The sequence below is a fragment of the Rothia nasimurium genome, from assembly GCF_928381415.1.
GTDB lineage: Bacteria > Actinomycetota > Actinomycetes > Actinomycetales > Micrococcaceae > Rothia > Rothia nasimurium_H.
This window is the reverse complement of sequence record NZ_CAKMSF010000001.1, coordinates 360,957-378,131: the sequence shown is the minus strand read 5'-3', so window position 1 is coordinate 378,131 and position 17,175 is coordinate 360,957. Positions and strand designations below refer to the sequence as shown.

The 17,175-nt window shown below is 62.7% G+C and carries 16 protein-coding genes; 10 read left to right on the top strand and 6 right to left on the bottom strand.

Going from position 1 to position 17,175, the window contains the following annotated elements:
• The first annotated feature begins 2 nt into the window (after positions 1 to 2).
• From L7A20_RS01805 to L7A20_RS01795, 3 genes are read left to right on the top strand one after another with little or no spacing between them, the layout of a single operon-like run.
• Positions 3 to 923, top strand: a complete 921-nt coding sequence (locus L7A20_RS01805; protein WP_237222187.1) for a dihydrodipicolinate synthase family protein — start codon at positions 3 to 5, stop codon at positions 921 to 923.
• 28 nt (positions 924 to 951) lie between these two features.
• Positions 952 to 1,887 carry an ROK family protein gene (locus L7A20_RS01800; RefSeq protein ID WP_237222186.1) on the top strand — a complete coding sequence of 312 codons (936 nt, stop codon included), beginning with the start codon at positions 952 to 954 and terminating at the stop codon, positions 1,885 to 1,887.
• 9 nt (positions 1,888 to 1,896) lie between these two features.
• Positions 1,897 to 2,583, top strand: a complete 687-nt coding sequence (locus L7A20_RS01795) for an N-acetylmannosamine-6-phosphate 2-epimerase (RefSeq protein WP_237222185.1) — start codon at positions 1,897 to 1,899, stop codon at positions 2,581 to 2,583.
• A gap of 49 nt (positions 2,584 to 2,632) precedes the next feature.
• Here the strand turns inward: L7A20_RS01795 and nagB are convergent, their stop codons facing one another.
• On the bottom strand, positions 2,633 to 3,442 hold the full coding sequence (gene nagB / locus L7A20_RS01790; RefSeq protein ID WP_237222184.1) for a glucosamine-6-phosphate deaminase: 810 nt from the start codon (positions 3,440 to 3,442) through the stop codon (positions 2,633 to 2,635).
• Positions 3,443 to 3,515: 73 nt separating this feature from the next.
• Here nagB and L7A20_RS01785 point away from each other — a divergent pair, with 73 nt between their 5' ends.
• Positions 3,516 to 4,646 (top strand): N-acetylglucosamine-6-phosphate deacetylase, encoded by a 1,131-nt coding sequence (locus L7A20_RS01785; protein ID WP_237222183.1) that lies wholly within the window; start codon positions 3,516 to 3,518, stop codon positions 4,644 to 4,646.
• 210 nt (positions 4,647 to 4,856) lie between these two features.
• On the opposite strand, the gene L7A20_RS01780 is transcribed toward L7A20_RS01785, so the two are convergent.
• Positions 4,857 to 6,575 carry a long-chain-fatty-acid--CoA ligase gene (locus L7A20_RS01780; protein WP_237222182.1) on the bottom strand — a complete coding sequence of 573 codons (1,719 nt, stop codon included), beginning with the start codon at positions 6,573 to 6,575 and terminating at the stop codon, positions 4,857 to 4,859.
• Positions 6,576 to 6,622: 47 nt separating this feature from the next.
• Here L7A20_RS01780 and L7A20_RS01775 point away from each other — a divergent pair, with 47 nt between their 5' ends.
• The 6 genes from L7A20_RS01775 to L7A20_RS01750 all read left to right on the top strand — a co-directional run bounded on the left by L7A20_RS01775 (position 6,623) and on the right by L7A20_RS01750 (position 11,571).
• Positions 6,623 to 6,772: a hypothetical protein gene (locus L7A20_RS01775; protein ID WP_237222181.1), complete on the top strand. Its 150-nt coding sequence runs from the start codon at positions 6,623 to 6,625 to the stop codon at positions 6,770 to 6,772.
• A 1-nt stretch (position 6,773) separates the two neighbouring features.
• Complete coding sequence (locus L7A20_RS01770; protein WP_237222180.1) at positions 6,774 to 7,415, top strand: sugar O-acetyltransferase; 642 nt, start codon at positions 6,774 to 6,776, stop codon at positions 7,413 to 7,415.
• 27 nt (positions 7,416 to 7,442) lie between these two features.
• Positions 7,443 to 8,306: a hypothetical protein gene (locus L7A20_RS01765; RefSeq protein ID WP_237222179.1), complete on the top strand. Its 864-nt coding sequence runs from the start codon at positions 7,443 to 7,445 to the stop codon at positions 8,304 to 8,306.
• A 174-nt stretch (positions 8,307 to 8,480) separates the two neighbouring features.
• Positions 8,481 to 9,194 carry a response regulator transcription factor gene (locus L7A20_RS01760; RefSeq protein ID WP_237185161.1) on the top strand — a complete coding sequence of 238 codons (714 nt, stop codon included), beginning with the start codon at positions 8,481 to 8,483 and terminating at the stop codon, positions 9,192 to 9,194.
• A 147-nt stretch (positions 9,195 to 9,341) separates the two neighbouring features.
• Positions 9,342 to 10,565 (top strand): ATP-binding protein, encoded by a 1,224-nt coding sequence (locus L7A20_RS01755; protein WP_237222178.1) that lies wholly within the window; start codon positions 9,342 to 9,344, stop codon positions 10,563 to 10,565.
• Positions 10,543 to 11,571, top strand: coding sequence for a hypothetical protein (locus tag L7A20_RS01750; protein ID WP_237222177.1), 1,029 nt, complete (start codon positions 10,543 to 10,545; stop codon positions 11,569 to 11,571). The genes L7A20_RS01755 and L7A20_RS01750 overlap by 23 nt, the downstream gene beginning before the upstream one ends.
• 515 nt (positions 11,572 to 12,086) lie before the next feature.
• Here L7A20_RS01750 and L7A20_RS01745 read toward each other — a convergent pair.
• From L7A20_RS01745 to L7A20_RS01730, 4 genes are all read right to left on the bottom strand, one after another.
• On the bottom strand, positions 12,087 to 13,610 hold the full coding sequence (locus L7A20_RS01745; protein ID WP_237222176.1) for a dihydrolipoamide acetyltransferase family protein: 1,524 nt from the start codon (positions 13,608 to 13,610) through the stop codon (positions 12,087 to 12,089).
• Positions 13,611 to 13,627: 17 nt separating this feature from the next.
• On the bottom strand, positions 13,628 to 14,629 hold the full coding sequence (locus tag L7A20_RS01740; RefSeq protein WP_237222175.1) for an alpha-ketoacid dehydrogenase subunit beta: 1,002 nt from the start codon (positions 14,627 to 14,629) through the stop codon (positions 13,628 to 13,630).
• Between the two features lie 3 nt (positions 14,630 to 14,632).
• Positions 14,633 to 15,808, bottom strand: a complete 1,176-nt coding sequence (locus tag L7A20_RS01735; protein WP_237222174.1) for a thiamine pyrophosphate-dependent enzyme — start codon at positions 15,806 to 15,808, stop codon at positions 14,633 to 14,635.
• Between the two features lie 152 nt (positions 15,809 to 15,960).
• Entirely contained in the window at positions 15,961 to 17,097 is a 1,137-nt protein-coding gene (locus tag L7A20_RS01730; RefSeq protein WP_237222173.1) for a histidinol-phosphate transaminase, read from the bottom strand.
• Positions 17,098 to 17,175 lie beyond the last annotated feature (78 nt).

Below are 17,175 nucleotides of genomic sequence, written 5' to 3'. Positions count from 1 at the left end.
CCATGACCGCACCCGCTTTCTCCGGCGTCATCCCGCCCCTGCTCACCCCCCGCACCGCTGACGGTGCCCTCGATATTCCCTCCCTGCGCCGCCTCATCGACCACCTCATCGACGGCGGAGTAGACGGCATCTTCGCCCTGGGCTCCTCATCCGAGGTCCTCTACCTGACCAACGAAGAACGCGAAACCGTGCTCACAACCTGCGTGGACGCCATCGCCGGCCGGGTCCCCCTCATCGTCGGTATCAACGACATGACCACCGCCCGCGTCATCGACGAAGCCAAGCGCCTGCTGGCCATCGGCGGTGAGGCCATCGTCGTTACCAGCCAGTTCTACGCCATCGACAATGCCTTCGAAGAAGAACGCCACTTCCGCGCTATCGCCGACGCTGTCGACGTCCCCGTTTTCGCCTACGACGTACCGGTCCGCACCAAGCAGAAGCTCCCCCTGCCCCTGCTCACCAAGCTAGCCCGCGAGGGCGTCATTGCGGGCGTTAAAGACTCATCCGGTGACGACGTCTCCTTCCGCCAGCTCACCCTCGCTACCCGCGACCTCGACGGCTTCGCCGCTTTCACCGGCCACGAAGTTGTCTGCGACGGCGCCATGCTCTCAGGCGCCGCAGGCCTCGTACCCGGCCTCGGCAACGTCGACCCCGCAGGCTACAAGCGCCTCTACGAGGCAGCCCGCGCAGGCGACTGGGAAACCGCCCGCACCGAACAGGACCGCTTGGCCCGCCTCTTCGACATCGTCTTTGTCGAAACCCCCAGCGTCTCCGGCGGCGCCGCAGGCCTCGGCGCCTTCAAAACCGCCCTGCAGGTCATGGGAGTACTCGACTCCAACACCATGTCCCAGCCCATGGAAACCCTCGGCGACACCGAAACCCAGCGTATCCGCTCTATCGTCGAATCAGTCGGGCTCATCTAGCCCCTCCACCTGAGAAAGGGACGCCCTCATGACCCACCAGCCCGTAGCACTCACCGCAGATCTCGGCGGCACCAAAACCGCCCTCGGCATCATCTCCCCCACCGGCGGCGTCCTGCACCGGGATAAAATCCCCACCCAGGCCCAGGCCGGAGGAACCAAACTCGCCGAGCACACCGCGTCTGCCTTAGCCGACCTCGCCGATCTGGCCCGCAGCCGCGGCTACCAGCCCGTCGGCATCGGTATCGGATCCGCAGGCGTCATCGGTGAAGAAGGGCAGGTCATTACCGCGGCCAACCTCATCCACGACTGGAGTGGCACCCCGCTGGCAGCCATCGTCACCGACCGCACCGGCCTGCAGGCCTATGCCGTCAATGACGTCCACGCCCACGCCCTGGGCGAAGCCTGGCAGGGTGCCACCTCCACCGCCGAAACCAGCCTCATGGTAGCCTTCGGTACCGGCGTTGGCGGCTCCTACATCAGCGGAGGTACCCAGATGAGAGGAGCCCATTCCCTAGCCGGGCACGTGGGCCACTTCTCCTCCCCCTGGGCAGTCGGCATCACCTGCACCTGCGGCGGAACAGGCCATGTAGAAGCCGTTGCCTCCGGCACCGGCATCGTCTCCAGCTACCACCGCCTCGGCGGCGAAAGCCCCGCCGCCAACCTCTTCGACCTCGAACACCTGGCCGATGCAGGTGACCCTATCGCCTGTGACGCCATCGCCCTTGGAGCCCGCACCGCCGGTATCGCCCTCGGGGACCTGGCCACCATCCTCGACCCCCACCTCATCGTCGTCTCCGGGGGTGTCGTTAACCTCGGCAAACGCTGGTGGAACGACATGGCTGCCGCCTACCTCGGCGCCGCCCTGGGGCAGGCTGCCGAAACCACCATCGTCCGCGCCACCCTCGGCTCCGACGCGCCCCTGCTCGGGGCCGCCACCCTCATCCCCGACTTCGTCACCCGCTAGGAAAACACCGTGTTCACTCCCGACCAGCTCACCGACCTCCTCGCAGGCCAGCTCATCGTCTCCGCCCAGGCCTACCCTGGCGAACCCATGCGCGACCCACGAACTACTGGCCAGGTCGCCGCCTCCGCCGTCCTCGGTGGAGCCGCCGCCGTACGCGTGCAAGGCCTAGCAGATATCCAGTTCACCCGCACTGCCGTGGAGGTACCCGTCATCGGGCTCTGGAAGGACGGCCACGACGGCATCTTCATCACCCCCACCCTGCACCACGCCCTCGCCGTTGCCCAGGCAGGAGCCCACATCGTCGCCCTCGACGGTACCCTGCGCGACCGGCCTGATGGTCTGAGCCTGGCTGAGGTTGTGCGCGGGGTTCATGAGGGGTCAAATGCCCTGGTCATGGCAGACTGCGACTCCCTCGATTCTGCTCTTGCCGCGGCAGAGGCCGGTGCCGACTTCATCGGAACCACCCTGGCAGGCTACACCGGTGCCCGCCCCAAAACCAACGGCCCCGACCTCGAACTCCTCGAAGCCATCGCCGCCCGTAACCTGGGCCGCCCCCTCATCGCAGAAGGACGCGTGCACACTCCCGCCCAGGCCCGAGCTGCTCTCGATGCTGGCGCCCACGCCGTCGTCGTCGGCACCGCCATCACCCACCCGATTTCTATTACGGGTTGGTTTAAAGAGGCAATGACTCAATAAATAAAAAAGGCCGGGGCAACATTTACGCCCCGGCCCTTTTTATATATTTTTATGCCCCGATATTTTCTGGCTTTTGGAAAAAGGGAATATTGTTTTGGGCAAAACGGTAATATTCTGCATTTTTAAGCTGGGAGGCCGCTGCCTCGTCGATAACCACGGTGACGTCAGGGTGCAGCTGCAAAATCGAACCGGGGCAAGAGGCAGTCACCGGGCCCTCGGCCATACCAGCAATAGCGGCCGCCTTGTTCTCACCGTCAGCAACCAGCACGATTTTGCGGGCCTCCATGATGGTACCGATGCCCTGAGTAAGGCAGTGAACCGGCACCTTTGAGGTATCACCGTTGAAGAAGCGGGCATTATCTGCCACGGTCTTGGGAGCCAGAGTCTTGATGCGGGTACGAGATGCTAGGGAGGAGCCAGGCTCATTAAAGCCTATATGCCCATTGGCGCCTATACCAAGGATCTGCACGTCAACTCCGCCTTCGTCCTTTATGGCGGCCTCGTAGGCGGCGCACTCAGCCGGAATATCTTCGGCCATACCATTGAGCACATGCACGCGTTCGGAACTCAGACCTACCTTCTGCACCACCTGGTCATCAATGACACTGTGGTAGGACTCCGGGTGGGCAGGGTCAAGCCCCACATACTCATCGAGAGCAAAAGCGCTCACTGCGCTCACATCGAGACCAGCTTGAACCCGGGCAGCAAGATGCTCATAGGTGCTCTCAGGCGATGAACCGGTTGCCACACCCCACACGGTTGAGGTGCCCCGCTGATTATTTCGCTCGGTCACCATAGCAATAAGGGAGGCAGCATAAGCTCCCGCTTGGTCCTTTGAATCACATATAATTATTTCCATAAGAATATAGTACGAAAATATATGTATAAATACCCACCAGCACAAAAATATGACGTATTGATAAGGGGCCCCTATGTCGCGCACTATTCTTTTTCACTCTCTGACCCGACTCACCTCACCGGCCAGCCCCACCGGCTGGGCCCTAGTAGAAGGCGAGCGCCTGCTGGCTGCCGGTGAGGGTGAAACCTGGAAGCAGCAGCTAAGTGCCGACCAGCTAGCCCAGGCTGAGGTGCGCGATGCGGGAGGCTGGCTTCTAGCCCCGGGGTTCACCGATATTCATTGCCACGGCGGGGGCGGCATAGCTTTTGAGGATGCCCCCGATGTAGCTGCCGCCCTGCGCGTGCACGGGCAGGCGGGTACGTCCGCCCTGGTAGCGTCTCTGGTCTCTAACCCCCTGGAGCAGATGCAGGCCACGATGAAGGCCCTGCTCCCCTTGATGGGTCAGCAGGTGCCGGGGCAGGCCACCTTGCACGGGTTTCACGCTGAGGGGCCCTTTATCTCCCCCGCCCACAAGGGTGCCCACGCCCCCGAGACTCTCCGGGTGCCCACGCCCGACGCCCTTGAACAGCTCTGGGAGGCCTCTGAAGGTAGGCTCCTACAGATTACCCTGGCTCCCGAGACCGACCCCGGTCTAGCTACTCTGCGGCGCTGTGTGGAGCTGGGCATCCGGGTTGCTGTAGGGCATACGGACGCCACCTATGAACAAGCCAAGGCCGCTTTCGATGAGGGTGCCTCCCTGCTGACCCACACCTACAACGCCATGCGCCCTCTACACCATCGTCAGCCTGGCCCGGTTGCCGCCGCAGCTGATAGCCCGCACGTGACCCTGGAGCTTATTTGCGATGGGGTTCATGTGTACGGGCCTATGGTGCGGGCAGCCTTCTCGCTTGCCCCCGGTCGGGTAGCCCTGGTGACGGACGCGATGGCTGCCGCCGGGTGCGCAGACGGCCCCTACCGGCTGGGTTCTTTAGCGGTAGAGGTGCAGGATTCCGTTGCCCGAATCAAGGGCACCGAGACAATTGCCGGTAGTACGCTCACCCTGGCGCGGGCAGTGGAGCAGGCTGTTGCTTTCGGGGTTCCCCTAGCAGAAGCAGCCCGGGCTGCCACCAGCGTCCCCGCTGCTGCCCTTGGCCTAGCGCAGACCGCAGACAGCTACGCCCTGCTGGGGCCGGACGGCTCCCTGCAGGGCGTGCTGCGAGGTTAGCTCTTATTATCAGGATAGGCGGAGCAGGCTCGCAGCGCAGCTGCTGGCTGGGATGAAGTGAGCGGGTGCGAGCGCGCGAGCACGCAAGAGCGAACGAAATCCGCCGTCAGGCGGGGCGTGAGGGTCAGGCTTGCGCCTATTCCGCCCGCAGATTTATTTCCTCGCGCGCTCGGAATCTGCTGGGCTCCATCCAGCGCGAGCCTGCATAGCCTAGCTGTATTTGGCTTCGAGACTTTCGCGTACCTTACGGCGCAGGGTCTTGCCCAGCATGGAGCGAGGCAGCTCCTCGACCTCGTAGTAGTTCTTGGGCACCTTGTAGCGGGTCAGGCGCTCGTAGCAGTGCTGTTTGAGCTCTTCGGGGTCGATGGCGTGGCCCTCGGCAGGGATGATTGCTGCGGTAACCTTTTCACCGCCTGAGCCATCGGGCAGGCCGACAACGGCGCAGTCCGCTACCGAGTCGTGCTGCTTGAGCACGTTTTCAACCTCAGTGGGTGAGACGTTGAAGCCGCCGGTGATAATGACTTCCTTGATGCGGTCAACGATTTCGATGAAGTAGTCGTGATCCAAGCGCACAATGTCGCCGGTGCGTAGCCAGCCTCCGGGCAGCAGGGTCTTGCTGGTGTCTTCGCCGCGCTTCCAGTAGCCGCGCATGACCTGGGGGCCGCGTACCAGCAGTTCCCCCTCAGCCCCGTCGGGGACGTCCTGGAGGGTTTCGGGATCAACGACGCGGATATCGGTTGAGGGGAAGGGCACGCCAATAGAACCGGCTCGGCGGGTGGAGTTGAGCGGGTTGCAGGAGACCAGGGGTGAGCATTCAGAGAGGCCGTAGCCCTCTACGAGCAGGCCCCCGGTGGCTTCTTCCCATTCTGCGACGAGTTCGGTGGGCAGGTGCATAGCACCAGAGACCGCATAACGGATACCTTGCAAAGAGACGTTACGCTTCTTAGCTTCTTCAAGCATGCGGCGGTAGACAGGGGGAACTGCGGGCAGAATCGTGGGTGTTGTTTTTTTCATGGCCCGGAAGATCAGGTCCATGTCTACGGTGGGGAAGAGCACCAGGCGTGCCTTACACACTGCCGCGATGGTCTGCCCCAGGGTCATGCCGTAGGCGTGGAAGAGGGGCAGGACGGCGTAGATGACCTCATCGTTGCCGGGCTGGATCCACTCTTCACCCATGCGGCCGTTTGATTCGAGGTTGCGGTGGGTGAGCATGACGCCCTTGGGCAGGCCGGTGGTGCCCGAGGTGTATTGCAGTAGCGCCAGGTCGTAGGCGGTAGGACGGTGGTGGTCGGCGGCCAGGGGCTGGTTCTTCATGAACTGGCGCCAGGGGGTGGTGCCGCGGGCGGTGCCTTCGAGTTTTTCGCGGGATTCCTTGAGCTTGCCGATGGGCAGCTTGAGGGCGGTGCGCATGGTGAAGGGCATTTCTTCAATCATGTTGACCGCGTAGATGTTCTTGGGGCGGATGTCGGCGGGCAGGGAGGTGATGTTGTCGGCGATTTTGTCCCAGACGATGGCGGCCTTTGCCCCGTGGTCTTCGAACATGTGGCGCAGTTCAGCTGAGGTGTAGAGGGGGTTGTGTTCTACAACGACGGCGCCCAGGCGCAGGATCGCGTAGAAGGCCACAATGTGCTGAGGGCAGTTGGGCAGGACGAGGGCAACGCGGTCCCCGTGCTGGATACCGGCCTTGCGGAGGCCTTCAGCGACGCGCAGGATCTGGTCGCCCAGTTCGCCGTAGGTGGTGGTGGCACCGAAGAACTCGAGGGCGATTTTGTGGGGAACGGTGCGGACGGCCTCTGCCATGAGGTGGGAGAGGGAGGTCTCCGGCAGGTCTACGTCGCGTCCTGTGCCTTCGCGGTAGTTCTTGACCCAGGGGCGGTGGGCTAAGGGGAAGTCGGTGTCGGTCTGGGGTGAATTTTCGGCTGACTGCATACACACGATTGTGCCACAGGGGCGGTGGAGCTGACATACTTAGGGGTATGGCTCGACGTAGAAATGACGATATTAGCCCCGAGGAATTCCGGGAGCTCATGCGAGAGATTAACAAGCGCATGATTATTGCCGGTCTCATTGCAATCGGGGTTGGTCTGGCGATTATTGCTCTAATGACCCTGATGTATGGGAGCTAGCATGACGAACTGGGATGAACTGCGCGCCGGTAAGAGCGTCTTTGAACAGATGACGGCGGGCTTTGCCTACCGCCCCGACCAGGAGTGCGCCGATACCCATTACCGGGTGGTGGAGCTGGTTGAGGAGTACACCCGTCTGTACCGGGCCCGCGATAAGCGCAAACAGGAAGTGCTGGCCCAGATTGTGGGGTCGCTTGGTGAGGGGTCGATGATTCGCCCTTCGGTGGCCTTCGATTACGGGGTCAACACCCATATCGGGGCGGGCTGTTTCTTTAACTTTGGTTGCGTTTTTCTGGACGTTGCCCCCATTACCTTTGGCGATGCCGTCCTGGTGGGCCCCAATGTACAGTTCTTGACCCCCACCCACCCGTTGAATCCGGTAGACCGCGAGGCCCTGTGGGAAGGTGGCCTGCCGATTACGGTGGGTCGCAACGTCTGGATTGGCGGCGGGGCTATCCTCTGCCCCGGCGTCACGGTGGGCGAGAATGCCGTGATTGGGGCCGGGGCCGTGGTGACCAAGGATGTTCCGGCCAATGCTGTGGCTGTCGGCAACCCCGCACGGGTCATTAAGTATGTGAATGCCGATGAGCGCCCCGCCGACCCGGCCCACCAGTACAGCCCCCAGGCTCTGGGGCTAGCCTAAGTATTTCCACTACAGAAAGGGGTACCGGTGACCGAGCCGTCCCAGAACCGCCGCGACTTTGATGAGTGGGACGCGGTCTTTGAGGACTCCGACCCCACCCGGGTGCTCGACCCGCGTACCTTCGGGCAGGACGCTGGCAGCAGCCAGGCGCCCACCCCTGCGGACGCCGGGGTCTCGGCTACCCGCTACCAGCGCAGCCCGCAGGCGGGCCAGGAGTACCAGCAGACCGCACCGCCCCAGGCGCAGCCCCAGCCCACGCAGCAGGTTTATTCTGCTGAACCGGCAACTCCTGCCCAGCCCCTGCAGGCGGTACCGGCGTCCGCCCGCCCGGCAGCGAATCTGGGCGCGACGATGCCCGCTGCTGCCCTCAAACGGGTGCAGTTCATCCCGGCTTTCTGCGGTGCGCTGGTTGCCTACGGTTTGGCCACCGGGGGCCTGGCCCTAGCTCGAACTCTCATGGGGCTGCTGGGAGTATCTACCTACAGCGGCCTCACCGAAACGGTTCTGGCGGTCACTGCACCCGCTAGCCGCGCCCAGGCCTTACCCTGGCTCATCACGGTTGCGCTTGTTCTCTCCCTTGCCTTCGGGCTTGGCGGCTACACCGCCTCGCGCATGACGGCCCTAGCCCCCAGCAAGCAGGCTGTGGGCGTCCTGGCTGTTAGCACCCTGGGCGTTCTGCTTGCCACCCTGCTCACCTGGGCAACTGCCCAGCTCACACACCCCCTAGCACCCGCCTACGCCCTCCAGCCGCTCTTGGCCCCCGATTTACCTATCGGTGCCCTGACCGTCCTGGCCACCGGCGTCCTAGCTCTTCTTGCCGCCCTCGCAGGAGCCGGGTTGGGCCTGCGCTACCACCGTGCCCTGACTACCGCGGACGCCCACAGCCGCTAAAACAGTAAGAGCGCGTCACCGCGCCCACAGTTCAGCCCACGAACCACACTTTGCCTGTAAAATATTTTCGTAAGAAAAACACCCCAGTCTGCTCACCGCACCACACCCAGCAACCGCTGAGCAGCCACCGCCCACAGGTGAAGGTTGCGCCAGCACACGAGGTAAGTAGGGATCATGAGCGTAGTACGCGTAGGCATTGTCGATGACCACGAAGTCGTCCGCGAAGGTATGCGAGCAGTCGCAGCAGGCGCCAGCGAAATCGAACTGGTCGCCGCAGCCCCCACCGCAGCCGACCTGCTCGTTGCTCTGGGCCGCAGCCTCTCCGACCCCTCGTCCGCTGACCTGGGCAAGCTCAAGCGCGACTGCGACGTCGTGCTGCTCGACCTCTCCCTGCAAGATAAGTCCCGCCCCTCAGAAAACGTCGATATTCTGCAGCGCGCCGGCATCAAGGTGCTCATCTTCAGCATCGGCGAGAACCCCGGCCTGATTCGTGAAGCCCTCAAAGCGGGGGCCCTGGGCCTGGTGCGCAAGTCAGAACCCCTGGAACACGCCCTGGCAGAAGCCAAGAACATCGCCGAAGGCAAGGCCGTTGTCACCAAGGAACTGGCAGCAGCAATCGACGGTGACCACGAGTTCTCCCGCGCCAACCTCTCACCCCGCGAGCAGGAAACCCTGCGCCTCTACGCATCAGGTTTCGCGCAGGTGCAGGTAGCCCGCCGTATGGGCATCAAGCAGTCCGCTGTTAAGACCAACATCGACCGCATCCGCGAAAAGTACGCCCGCGTCGGCCGCCCCGCCCCCACCAAGATTGACCTGCGTATTCGCGCCATCGAAGACGGCCTGGTCGACTCCATGGAAGACACCTCCACCGCAGACCGCAACCTCTAAGAAGCGAAGACCTAAGGACGCACCCTGTCTACCACCACCGGCGGCGCCTCCCGGGACCTAGCCCACGCGCTACAACCGTCGCGGGCGGACCGCATCCGTTCCTTCTCCTTCAAGTCGCTCTCCCTCACCACCGGGCAGCAGCGACTGATGGGCCCGAGCTCCTTCGGCCTCTACTGCACCCTGGAAATCATCTACTCCCTGGTTGCGGTAGGCCTGCTCTGCCAGTCACTTGCCAATATCTCCGAGATTCGTGGCGGCGATTCCTACTGGTATCTGGCGGTTATCCCCCTGCTGGTGGCCCACGCAGCCCTGCTCATGTTCAACGGCATCCGCAAGGAAGTCTCTGCCAAGGTGGTCAGCTTTATGCTGGTCATCGCCTACGGCTCCTACATCCTGTGGCCCTTCACCGAGGGGGCTGAGAATTCGGCTATCCCCTGGTCCTGGCTCTTTGGCATCTACGCCATGCTGGTACCGGTCTTTGAAGAAAGCCCTCGTGAAAGCATTATTCACAGCGTGGTCTTCCCGGTCCTACTGGTGGCTAGCTCCGTAACAGCCCACCTGCTCACAGGAGCCCCGCTCGATGGCACAGAGCTCCTTATTCGAGTTACCTATTTAGGCTTCTGTTGCGCCCTGCTAGCTGGTCTGGCCCGCTTTGCCCTGAACGCCGTCCGCGAATCAGATAAAACCTACTACGAGACCCTCTCTGCCCAGCTACTGCTCAACCGCTCCCGTGACTACGCCAAGGAGCTGCAGGACTTCGACAAGCTGGTGCACGATAACGTCATGGCAGCCCTGCTCGATGCCAGCCGCAACCCCGGCGAGCTACCCCAGCGTACCCGTCTGCTGGCCCGCCGCGCCATCGGCGTGCTCGAAGAAGAAGCCCTCAAGTCCCAACCCCAGCGTCCCATCACCTTCCAGGCCCTCACCGAGCAGATCGCAGAAGGTGTAGAACCCTGGAACCAGCGCCTGCGGTTTGTCTCAGACTCCATCGAAAAGCACCCCCTGGCCAGCCCGGATTCAACCCTGCCCTACACCGCAGCCCGAGCTTTCACCCACGCTGTGACCGAGGCGGTGTCTAACTCGGCCCGTCACTCGGGCACCCGTACCACCCAGATTTCGATTCGCACCGAAATGCGACGCCCCTTTAACTCCACCCGCGCCGACGAGGTACGCCCCTACATTCTGTGTACCATCTCAGATAAGGGCCAGGGCTTCTCCATGAGCGACATCGACTTCCGCCGCCTGGGCGTGCGCGTATCGATGATTCGATCGATGGAGGACGCCGGTGGTATGGTCACCATTACCTCGGCACCCGAGAAGGGTACCCGCGTCGTCGTCCAGTGGCCCCATGAGGAACCCAATGCTGGCTAAGTACTACCGCTCCCGCATCCTCACCCTCATTCTAGGCACCGTCACCCTGCTGATTCTGGGGTCTTTCTTCTTCTGGTACGACCACTACACCGTCACCCGCGCCCCCCACTGGGCAATTCTGCTGAGTCTCTACGCTCTAGCCGCCCTGCCGGTCTTCCTGCCCACCAAGCGTCTGGCTCTGCCCGACGTCATGATGCCCGTCATCATGGTGCTGGCTCTGAACTCGGTCGATACCACGCTGAGCGCCATCAGCCACTCGATTACCTTCTCTAACCTATCCTGGCCTCTGATGGCCTACACCCTGCTCGCTGCGGGGCTGGTGCTGCGCCGCCATACCTTCTTTGGCTGGCTTTTCTTCTTGGGGTTCATGGCCCTGGTGCTCAGCTGGCACACCAACTATTTCGATACTCGCCTGACCCTCTCTACCGAGTTCGCGATCCCCTTCCTGCTCATGCTGGTGAGCATGATTGTGCCCAAACAGATTGAGCAAGCAGTCTCAAAGACCCGGCAGGCCCGCGGTATGCGCATTATCGCGGACGCCGGGCGAGCCGAAGAGACCGATATGGGCGTTATTGCCACCCAGCGTGTGCAGGAGGTCCGGGCCCTGACCGAGGATATGCTGCACCGTATCGCCTACAACGAGTCGCCGGTGACCCGCACCGAGATGGACGAATTCCGTTTCACCGAGGCCCAGCTGCGCGATACGATTCGCGGCCGCTACATCGTCAATAAGGAGATTCTGGACGCCGCCTGGCTGGCTCGCCAGCGCGGGGTCAAGGTAGATATTCTGGACGAGCGCGGTTCGGCTCTGCCGTCGCGGGTCTCCTTAGCGCTGACCCAGTGCGCGGTTGATCTTTTTGATAACGCCTCTGGCGGTACTATCACAGTGCGTGCCTTCCCGGCCGATGACCAGACCGCCGTGATGCTGGTACACGATGGTAATTCAGAGGATGAAGAACCTAGCGCTATCGAGATTTCGCAGACCGGTGTGATTGAGCGTTTCTAGAGCTTATATAGTCTGGAGATTCCACCTTTGGTGGGGCAGTCTTGTGGGCATTTTGAGGGAAGTAGTCAGGCTACTGCCCACAGCTTACGCCCTAGTGTCGCCCTATATGAGGACATACAACCCCCGATGGGCTCAGCTAAAATTTAAGTAACTTGAGTGCTTCTTGCATCGAGTCGGGGGACTCGGTGTTCTGGCGACGTTGGGGGACTGACCCAGAGATTATCAAGGGAGGTACTTCAAGGGCATAAGGTAACCTACGAGACCTGAACCCATGTGGGCTCAGTGCCCATAGATTCGGATTTCTTGGGGGAGATAATTCGGATTATGCTCCAGGTTTCGTACCTTGGCGTTGTGAGGCTCCCGCCCTAACCGGCGGGAGCCTCACTATGTTCACACTTGTTCCGTTGGTTTTTAACCATCAGGTTGAACTTCCAGCGGGACCAGCGAGGTTACCGTGTGCGGCAAGGCCCGGGCACTCTTTTACAGTGCCCGGGCCTTGTGCTTTCCCAGCGTTTTTACATATCCAGAAGCAGGGCAGGCTCTTCTAGGATCGAAGCCACATCGGCTAAGAACTTAGCGGAGAGATCGCCATCAAGTACCCGGTGATCAAAGGAGCCACCCAGGGTAGTGACCCAGCGGGGAATCACTTCACCGTCTACAACCCAGGGCTTCTGCTTGATAGTGCCAAAGGCGATGATGGCGGCCTCACCGGGGTTGATAATCGGGGTGCCGGTATCAATACCCAGAGAACCAATGTTGGTGATGGTCATGGTTCCCTGCTGCATCTCAGCGGGCTGGGTTTTGCCTTCGCGGGCTCGGGTGGTTAGGTCGTTGAGGGCGAGCGCCAGCTCCCGCAGGTTCATGGTCTGGGCGTCCTTGATGTTGGGGACCATCAGGCCGCGCGGGGTGGCAGCTGCTATCCCCAGATTCATGAAGTGCTTAATCTGAATCTCAGAGTCGGTCCAGGTGGCGTTAACCTGAGGGGTTCGGGCGGTAGCCCAAATGACGGCCTTGGCCAGAATCAGCAGCGGGGTAACTTTGACGCCCTCGAACTGGGGGGACTTTTTGAGTCGCTTGACGAACTCCATGGTGCGGGTGGCGTCCACGTCCACGAAGATCGAGACGTGCGGGGCCTTGAAAGCGGATTCGACCATGGCCTTAGCCGTAGCCTTCCGCACGCCCTTGACCTTGATACGTTCTATGCGGTCGCCGCCAGCGCCAGCCGGGATCCAGAAGCTGGTGGGGTCGGTGGTTTCGGTGACGTTGGCCTGCTCACTCAGGCTCAGGTGGGCTGCGTAGTTGAGTAGGTCTCGCTTGGTCACCTGCCCCTGGTCGCCGGTGGGGGTCACCTGGGCTAGGTCGATGCCCATGTCTTGGGCGGCCTTACGCACGGGGGGCTTGGCCAGGGGCTGGCGGCGGGGCACCTCACTGGTGCCGGTTTCTGCGGGCAGCTCATGGCTTCCCAGGCGGCGGAGCATTCCCTTGCCACCTTCGCCCAGGAGCTTGCCCGCGCGGGCGGGCAGACCGGTCAGCAGCTGGCGGCGGCTGTCGGTGCCCAGCGGTGCAGAGGCGGGTACCTGAGCGGACGCAGCAGCGCCGGCAGGTACCGCAGGCGGCTGGGCTGATGCAACAGCGGGCGGACTAGCTTTCTTGCGGGCCCGGCGCTTGACGGGGTCGGCCTTGGGGCCTGAGCCTACCAGGGCGTTGCCACCGCCCTGCTCCCCTGCCGGTGCGGCAGCCTGCTGGGGGGCGGCGTCCGGACGCTCTGGCGCAGGCCTACTCCCCCCGCCTTCTTCGGCGCCCTCCCCGGCAATAGCGATGATAGGGGTGCCGACCTCTACCGTCTCGCCCTCGGCGACCAGGAGCTCCTGCACGGTGCCCTCGTAGGGGGAGGGTAGCTCAACGACCGACTTGGCGGTCTCGATTTCAACGAGTACGTCGTTGACCTCGACGGTGTCGCCGGGGGCTACCTTCCAGCTGAGGATTTCTGCCTCGGTGAGGCCTTCGCCCACATCGGGCAGGTTAAAGATCTGTGACATGGTGTGCCTTTCGGGCTTTAGTAGGCCAGGGAACGGTCGACGGCTTCGAGCAGGCGGTCTATGCCGGGCACGTACTCTTCTTCGACGCGGGAGACGGGGTAGGGCATGTGGTAGCCGCCCACGCGGATCACGGGGGCCTCGAGGTGGTAGAAGCAGCGCTCGGTGATGGCGGCTGCGATATCTGAGCCGATACCGCCGAAGGTGGGGGCCTCGTGGGCCACGACCAGGCGCCCGGTTTTTTGTACCGAAGCTTCGATGGTGGGGATATCAAGCGGTGAGAGGGAGCGCAGGTCGATGACCTCGATGGAGTGGCCGTCCTCAACCGCGGCCTGGGCGGCAGCCAGAGCCACCGGAACCAGCGGGCCGTAGGTGGCGATGGTCAAATCATCGCCCTCACGCACCACCTGGGCGGTAAAGGGGTCGAAGTTGGTATCTGCGAAGTTGACCTCGCCCTTCATCCAGTAGCGGCGCTTGGGCTCGAAGTAGATGACCGGGTCGGGGTGGGCGATGGCTTTGCGGAGCATCCAGTAGGCGTCGTGGGGGGACGAGGGAGTCACCACGCGCAGGCCCGGGGTGTGGGTGAAGAGGGCCTCGGGGGACTCTGAGTGATGCTCTACCGAGCCAATCATGCCGCCGTAGGGAATACGGACGGTAACGGGCACCTCGTACTGGCCGTGGGTGCGGCCGTGCATTTTAGAGAGCTGCGAGGTGATCTGGTTGAAGCCGGGGAAGACGAAACCGTCGAACTGGATTTCGGGTACGGGCCGGTAGCCGCGCAGGGCCATGCCGATGGAGGTGCCGATAATGCCGGATTCGCCCAGGGGGGTGTCCATGACGCGGGTGGGGCCAAAGGTTTTTTGCAGGCCGTCGGTTACGCGGTAGACGCCACCGAGCTTGCCAATGTCTTCGCCCAGGGCCAGAACCTTGCGGTTGGCGGTCATTTCATCGTGTAGGGCGCGGGTAATAGCCTTAGCCAGGGTGAGGGTTTCGGTGCCCTGCTGAGGGGTCTGGTCTGACATGGTTTAGTCCTCCTCGAAGCCGTCGTTGTAGGCGCGGTAGAAGGCGCGGTCGTCCTCCACCTGCTGGTGGGGGGCCGCGTAGGCGCGGTCCAGGTAGGTTTCGAAGGTGTCCGGTTCGCTGGCAAGAACGTAGGAGCGGACGCCCTTCACCTGCTCTTTGGTGTAGTTGGTGACCTCGTCAAAGAAGGCGTCATCGGCCTGGCCGGTGGAGCGCAGGTAGGCTTCGAGGCGCACCATGGGGTCGAGCGGCTCGTAGGTGGCGCCGTGGTCTTCGGGGCGGTACTTGGTGGGGTCGTCGGCCGTGGTGTGGGGGCCGAGCCGGTAGGTTTCTGCCTCAATCAACACGGGCCCCTCCCCCGCCCTGATTTTGTCCATAGCGTAGCGGGTGGCGGCGTAGACGGCTAGCACGTCGTTGCCGTCCACGCGCAGGCCCTCGAAGCCGTAACCGGCGGCTCGGGTTGAGATGGGCACGCGGGACTGCACGCTAAAGGGCACAGAGATGGCCCAGTGGTTATTTTGCACAAAGAAAAGGACGGGCGCGTTGTAGCTGGCCGCAAAGACCATAGATTCGTGTACGTCGCCTTCGGTTGTTGACCCGTCGCCAAAGTAGACCACTACGGCGGGCTTCTCGGCGTCCTGTTCGGGGTCGGTCGCCTGACCCTGGCCGGTCTGGGCCTGACCTGTTTCTGCCTGGATCTCGGCGTCGAGGTTCAGCCCCATGGCGTAGCCAGTGGCGTGGAGCACCTGGGCGGCCAGCACCAGGGTGTAGGAGTGCACGTTGTGTTTTTTAGCGTCCCAGCCCAGGGTGCCTGAGCCCCGGAAGAGGGGGGTGATTTCTTCGGGGGTGATACCGCGTTCAAGGAGCACCCCGTGGTCACGGTAGGAGGGGAAGATGTAGTCGTTGGCGGCAAGGGCACGGGCGGACGCCACCTGGGCAGCTTCCTGCCCGCGGGAGGGAACCCAGAGGGCCAGCTGCCCCTGGCGCTGAAGCGCTGTCATTTCATCATCGAAACGCCGGGTCAGGGCCATGGTGCGGTACATGTCTTTGAGGTCTTCGCCGCTGAGTTCGTCGGCGTAGGCTGAGAAGCTGGTGTGGGGGGTGGTCTCACCCGCTTCGTTCATGAGCTGGATACGCTCTGGTATTCCCCAGGAGTTACCTGGGGTTTGTGTCTGTGACATGGGGTCTCCGGTCTTGCTCTGTTACTACCTTTTCTTAACCCTACGCCTGCTCAGGGGCAGAGAGGGCCTATTTTTAGAATTTTGAGGGATTAATTGCAAATAAGTTGGGGGTAGGCGGGCGGACAGCCCTGCCCGCCTACCGTCCGCCTGCCCTAGAGGGGCTTATCAGTGCGTTCTTCGAACTCTGCTGCGATTTTGAGCAGGCGGGCATTGGCCTCGTCCTCGCCAATGCTCACGCGCACGCCCTCGCCGGCGAAAGCGCGCACGGACAGGGCGTTGGCTTCTGCCAGGGCAGCGAAGGCTGCCGAGTGCTCGCCCAGGGGGAGCCAGACGAAGTTGGCTCGGGTTTCGGGTACCCAGTAGCCCAGATCTTTGAGACCGGCGACGACCTTTTCACGCTCAGCCACCAGGTGCTCCACTCGTTCCATAACCTCATCGTTATGGTCAAGGGAGGCCACGGCGGCTTTTTCGGCCAGGGCGCTGACCGCAAAGGGGGTGGCACCCACGCGCAGGTGAGCGGTGACCTCGGGATGGGTGATGGAGTAGCCCACGCGCAAACCAGCCAGGCCCTGGGCCTTGGAGAAGGTGCGCAGAATAGCAACGTTGGGGTAGTCGGGGTAGACGTCCAGGCCGTTGACGGGAGGCTCTTGCCCCTCAGGAATCTCGGAGGCCGCGCAGAACTCGAAGTAGGCCTCGTCAATCACCACGAGTACGTCACTGGGTACCTTGGCCAGGAAGTTGCGCACCTGTGACTCGGTGACGGCAGGGCCGGTGGGGTTGTTGGGGGTGCAGATAAGGATGACGCGGGTCTGGCCGGTCACGGCAGCAGCCATGGCATCTAGGTCATGGGCACCGTTGGGCAGGTTGGGCACCTGCACGCTCTTAGCACCGGCCAGGCCAACGCAGATGGGGTAGGCCTCGAAGGAGCGCCAGGCGTAGATAACTTCGTCCTGCACACCGTCGGCGTGGGTACCTGCAAAGGTGGTCAGAATCTGGGTCAGGGCGCCCAGGCTTCCTGCACCGGTAACGATATCCTCGGGGTCAACCTCCAGGTGCTCCCCCAGGGCAGTGCGCAGGGCAGTGGAGAGCGGGTCGGGGTAGCGGTGGACGGTATCAAACTCAGCCAGAATCTGAGCGACCGAGGCTACCGGGCCGAAGGGGTTCTCGTTGGATGAGAGCTTGTACTGGGTAAGCCCCTCAACCGGTGCCGGAGGTTTACCTGCGGCGTACTTGGGGAGCTGATTGAAAACCGGGCGGGGGTGCAGCCCGGAACGCTGTGAACTTGTCATGCCATCCATTCTAGTGTCGCAGGCCACAAAATCTAGGGTTGGGGGTACCGCTCTTTTGGTCAGCGGTGCAGGCAACCG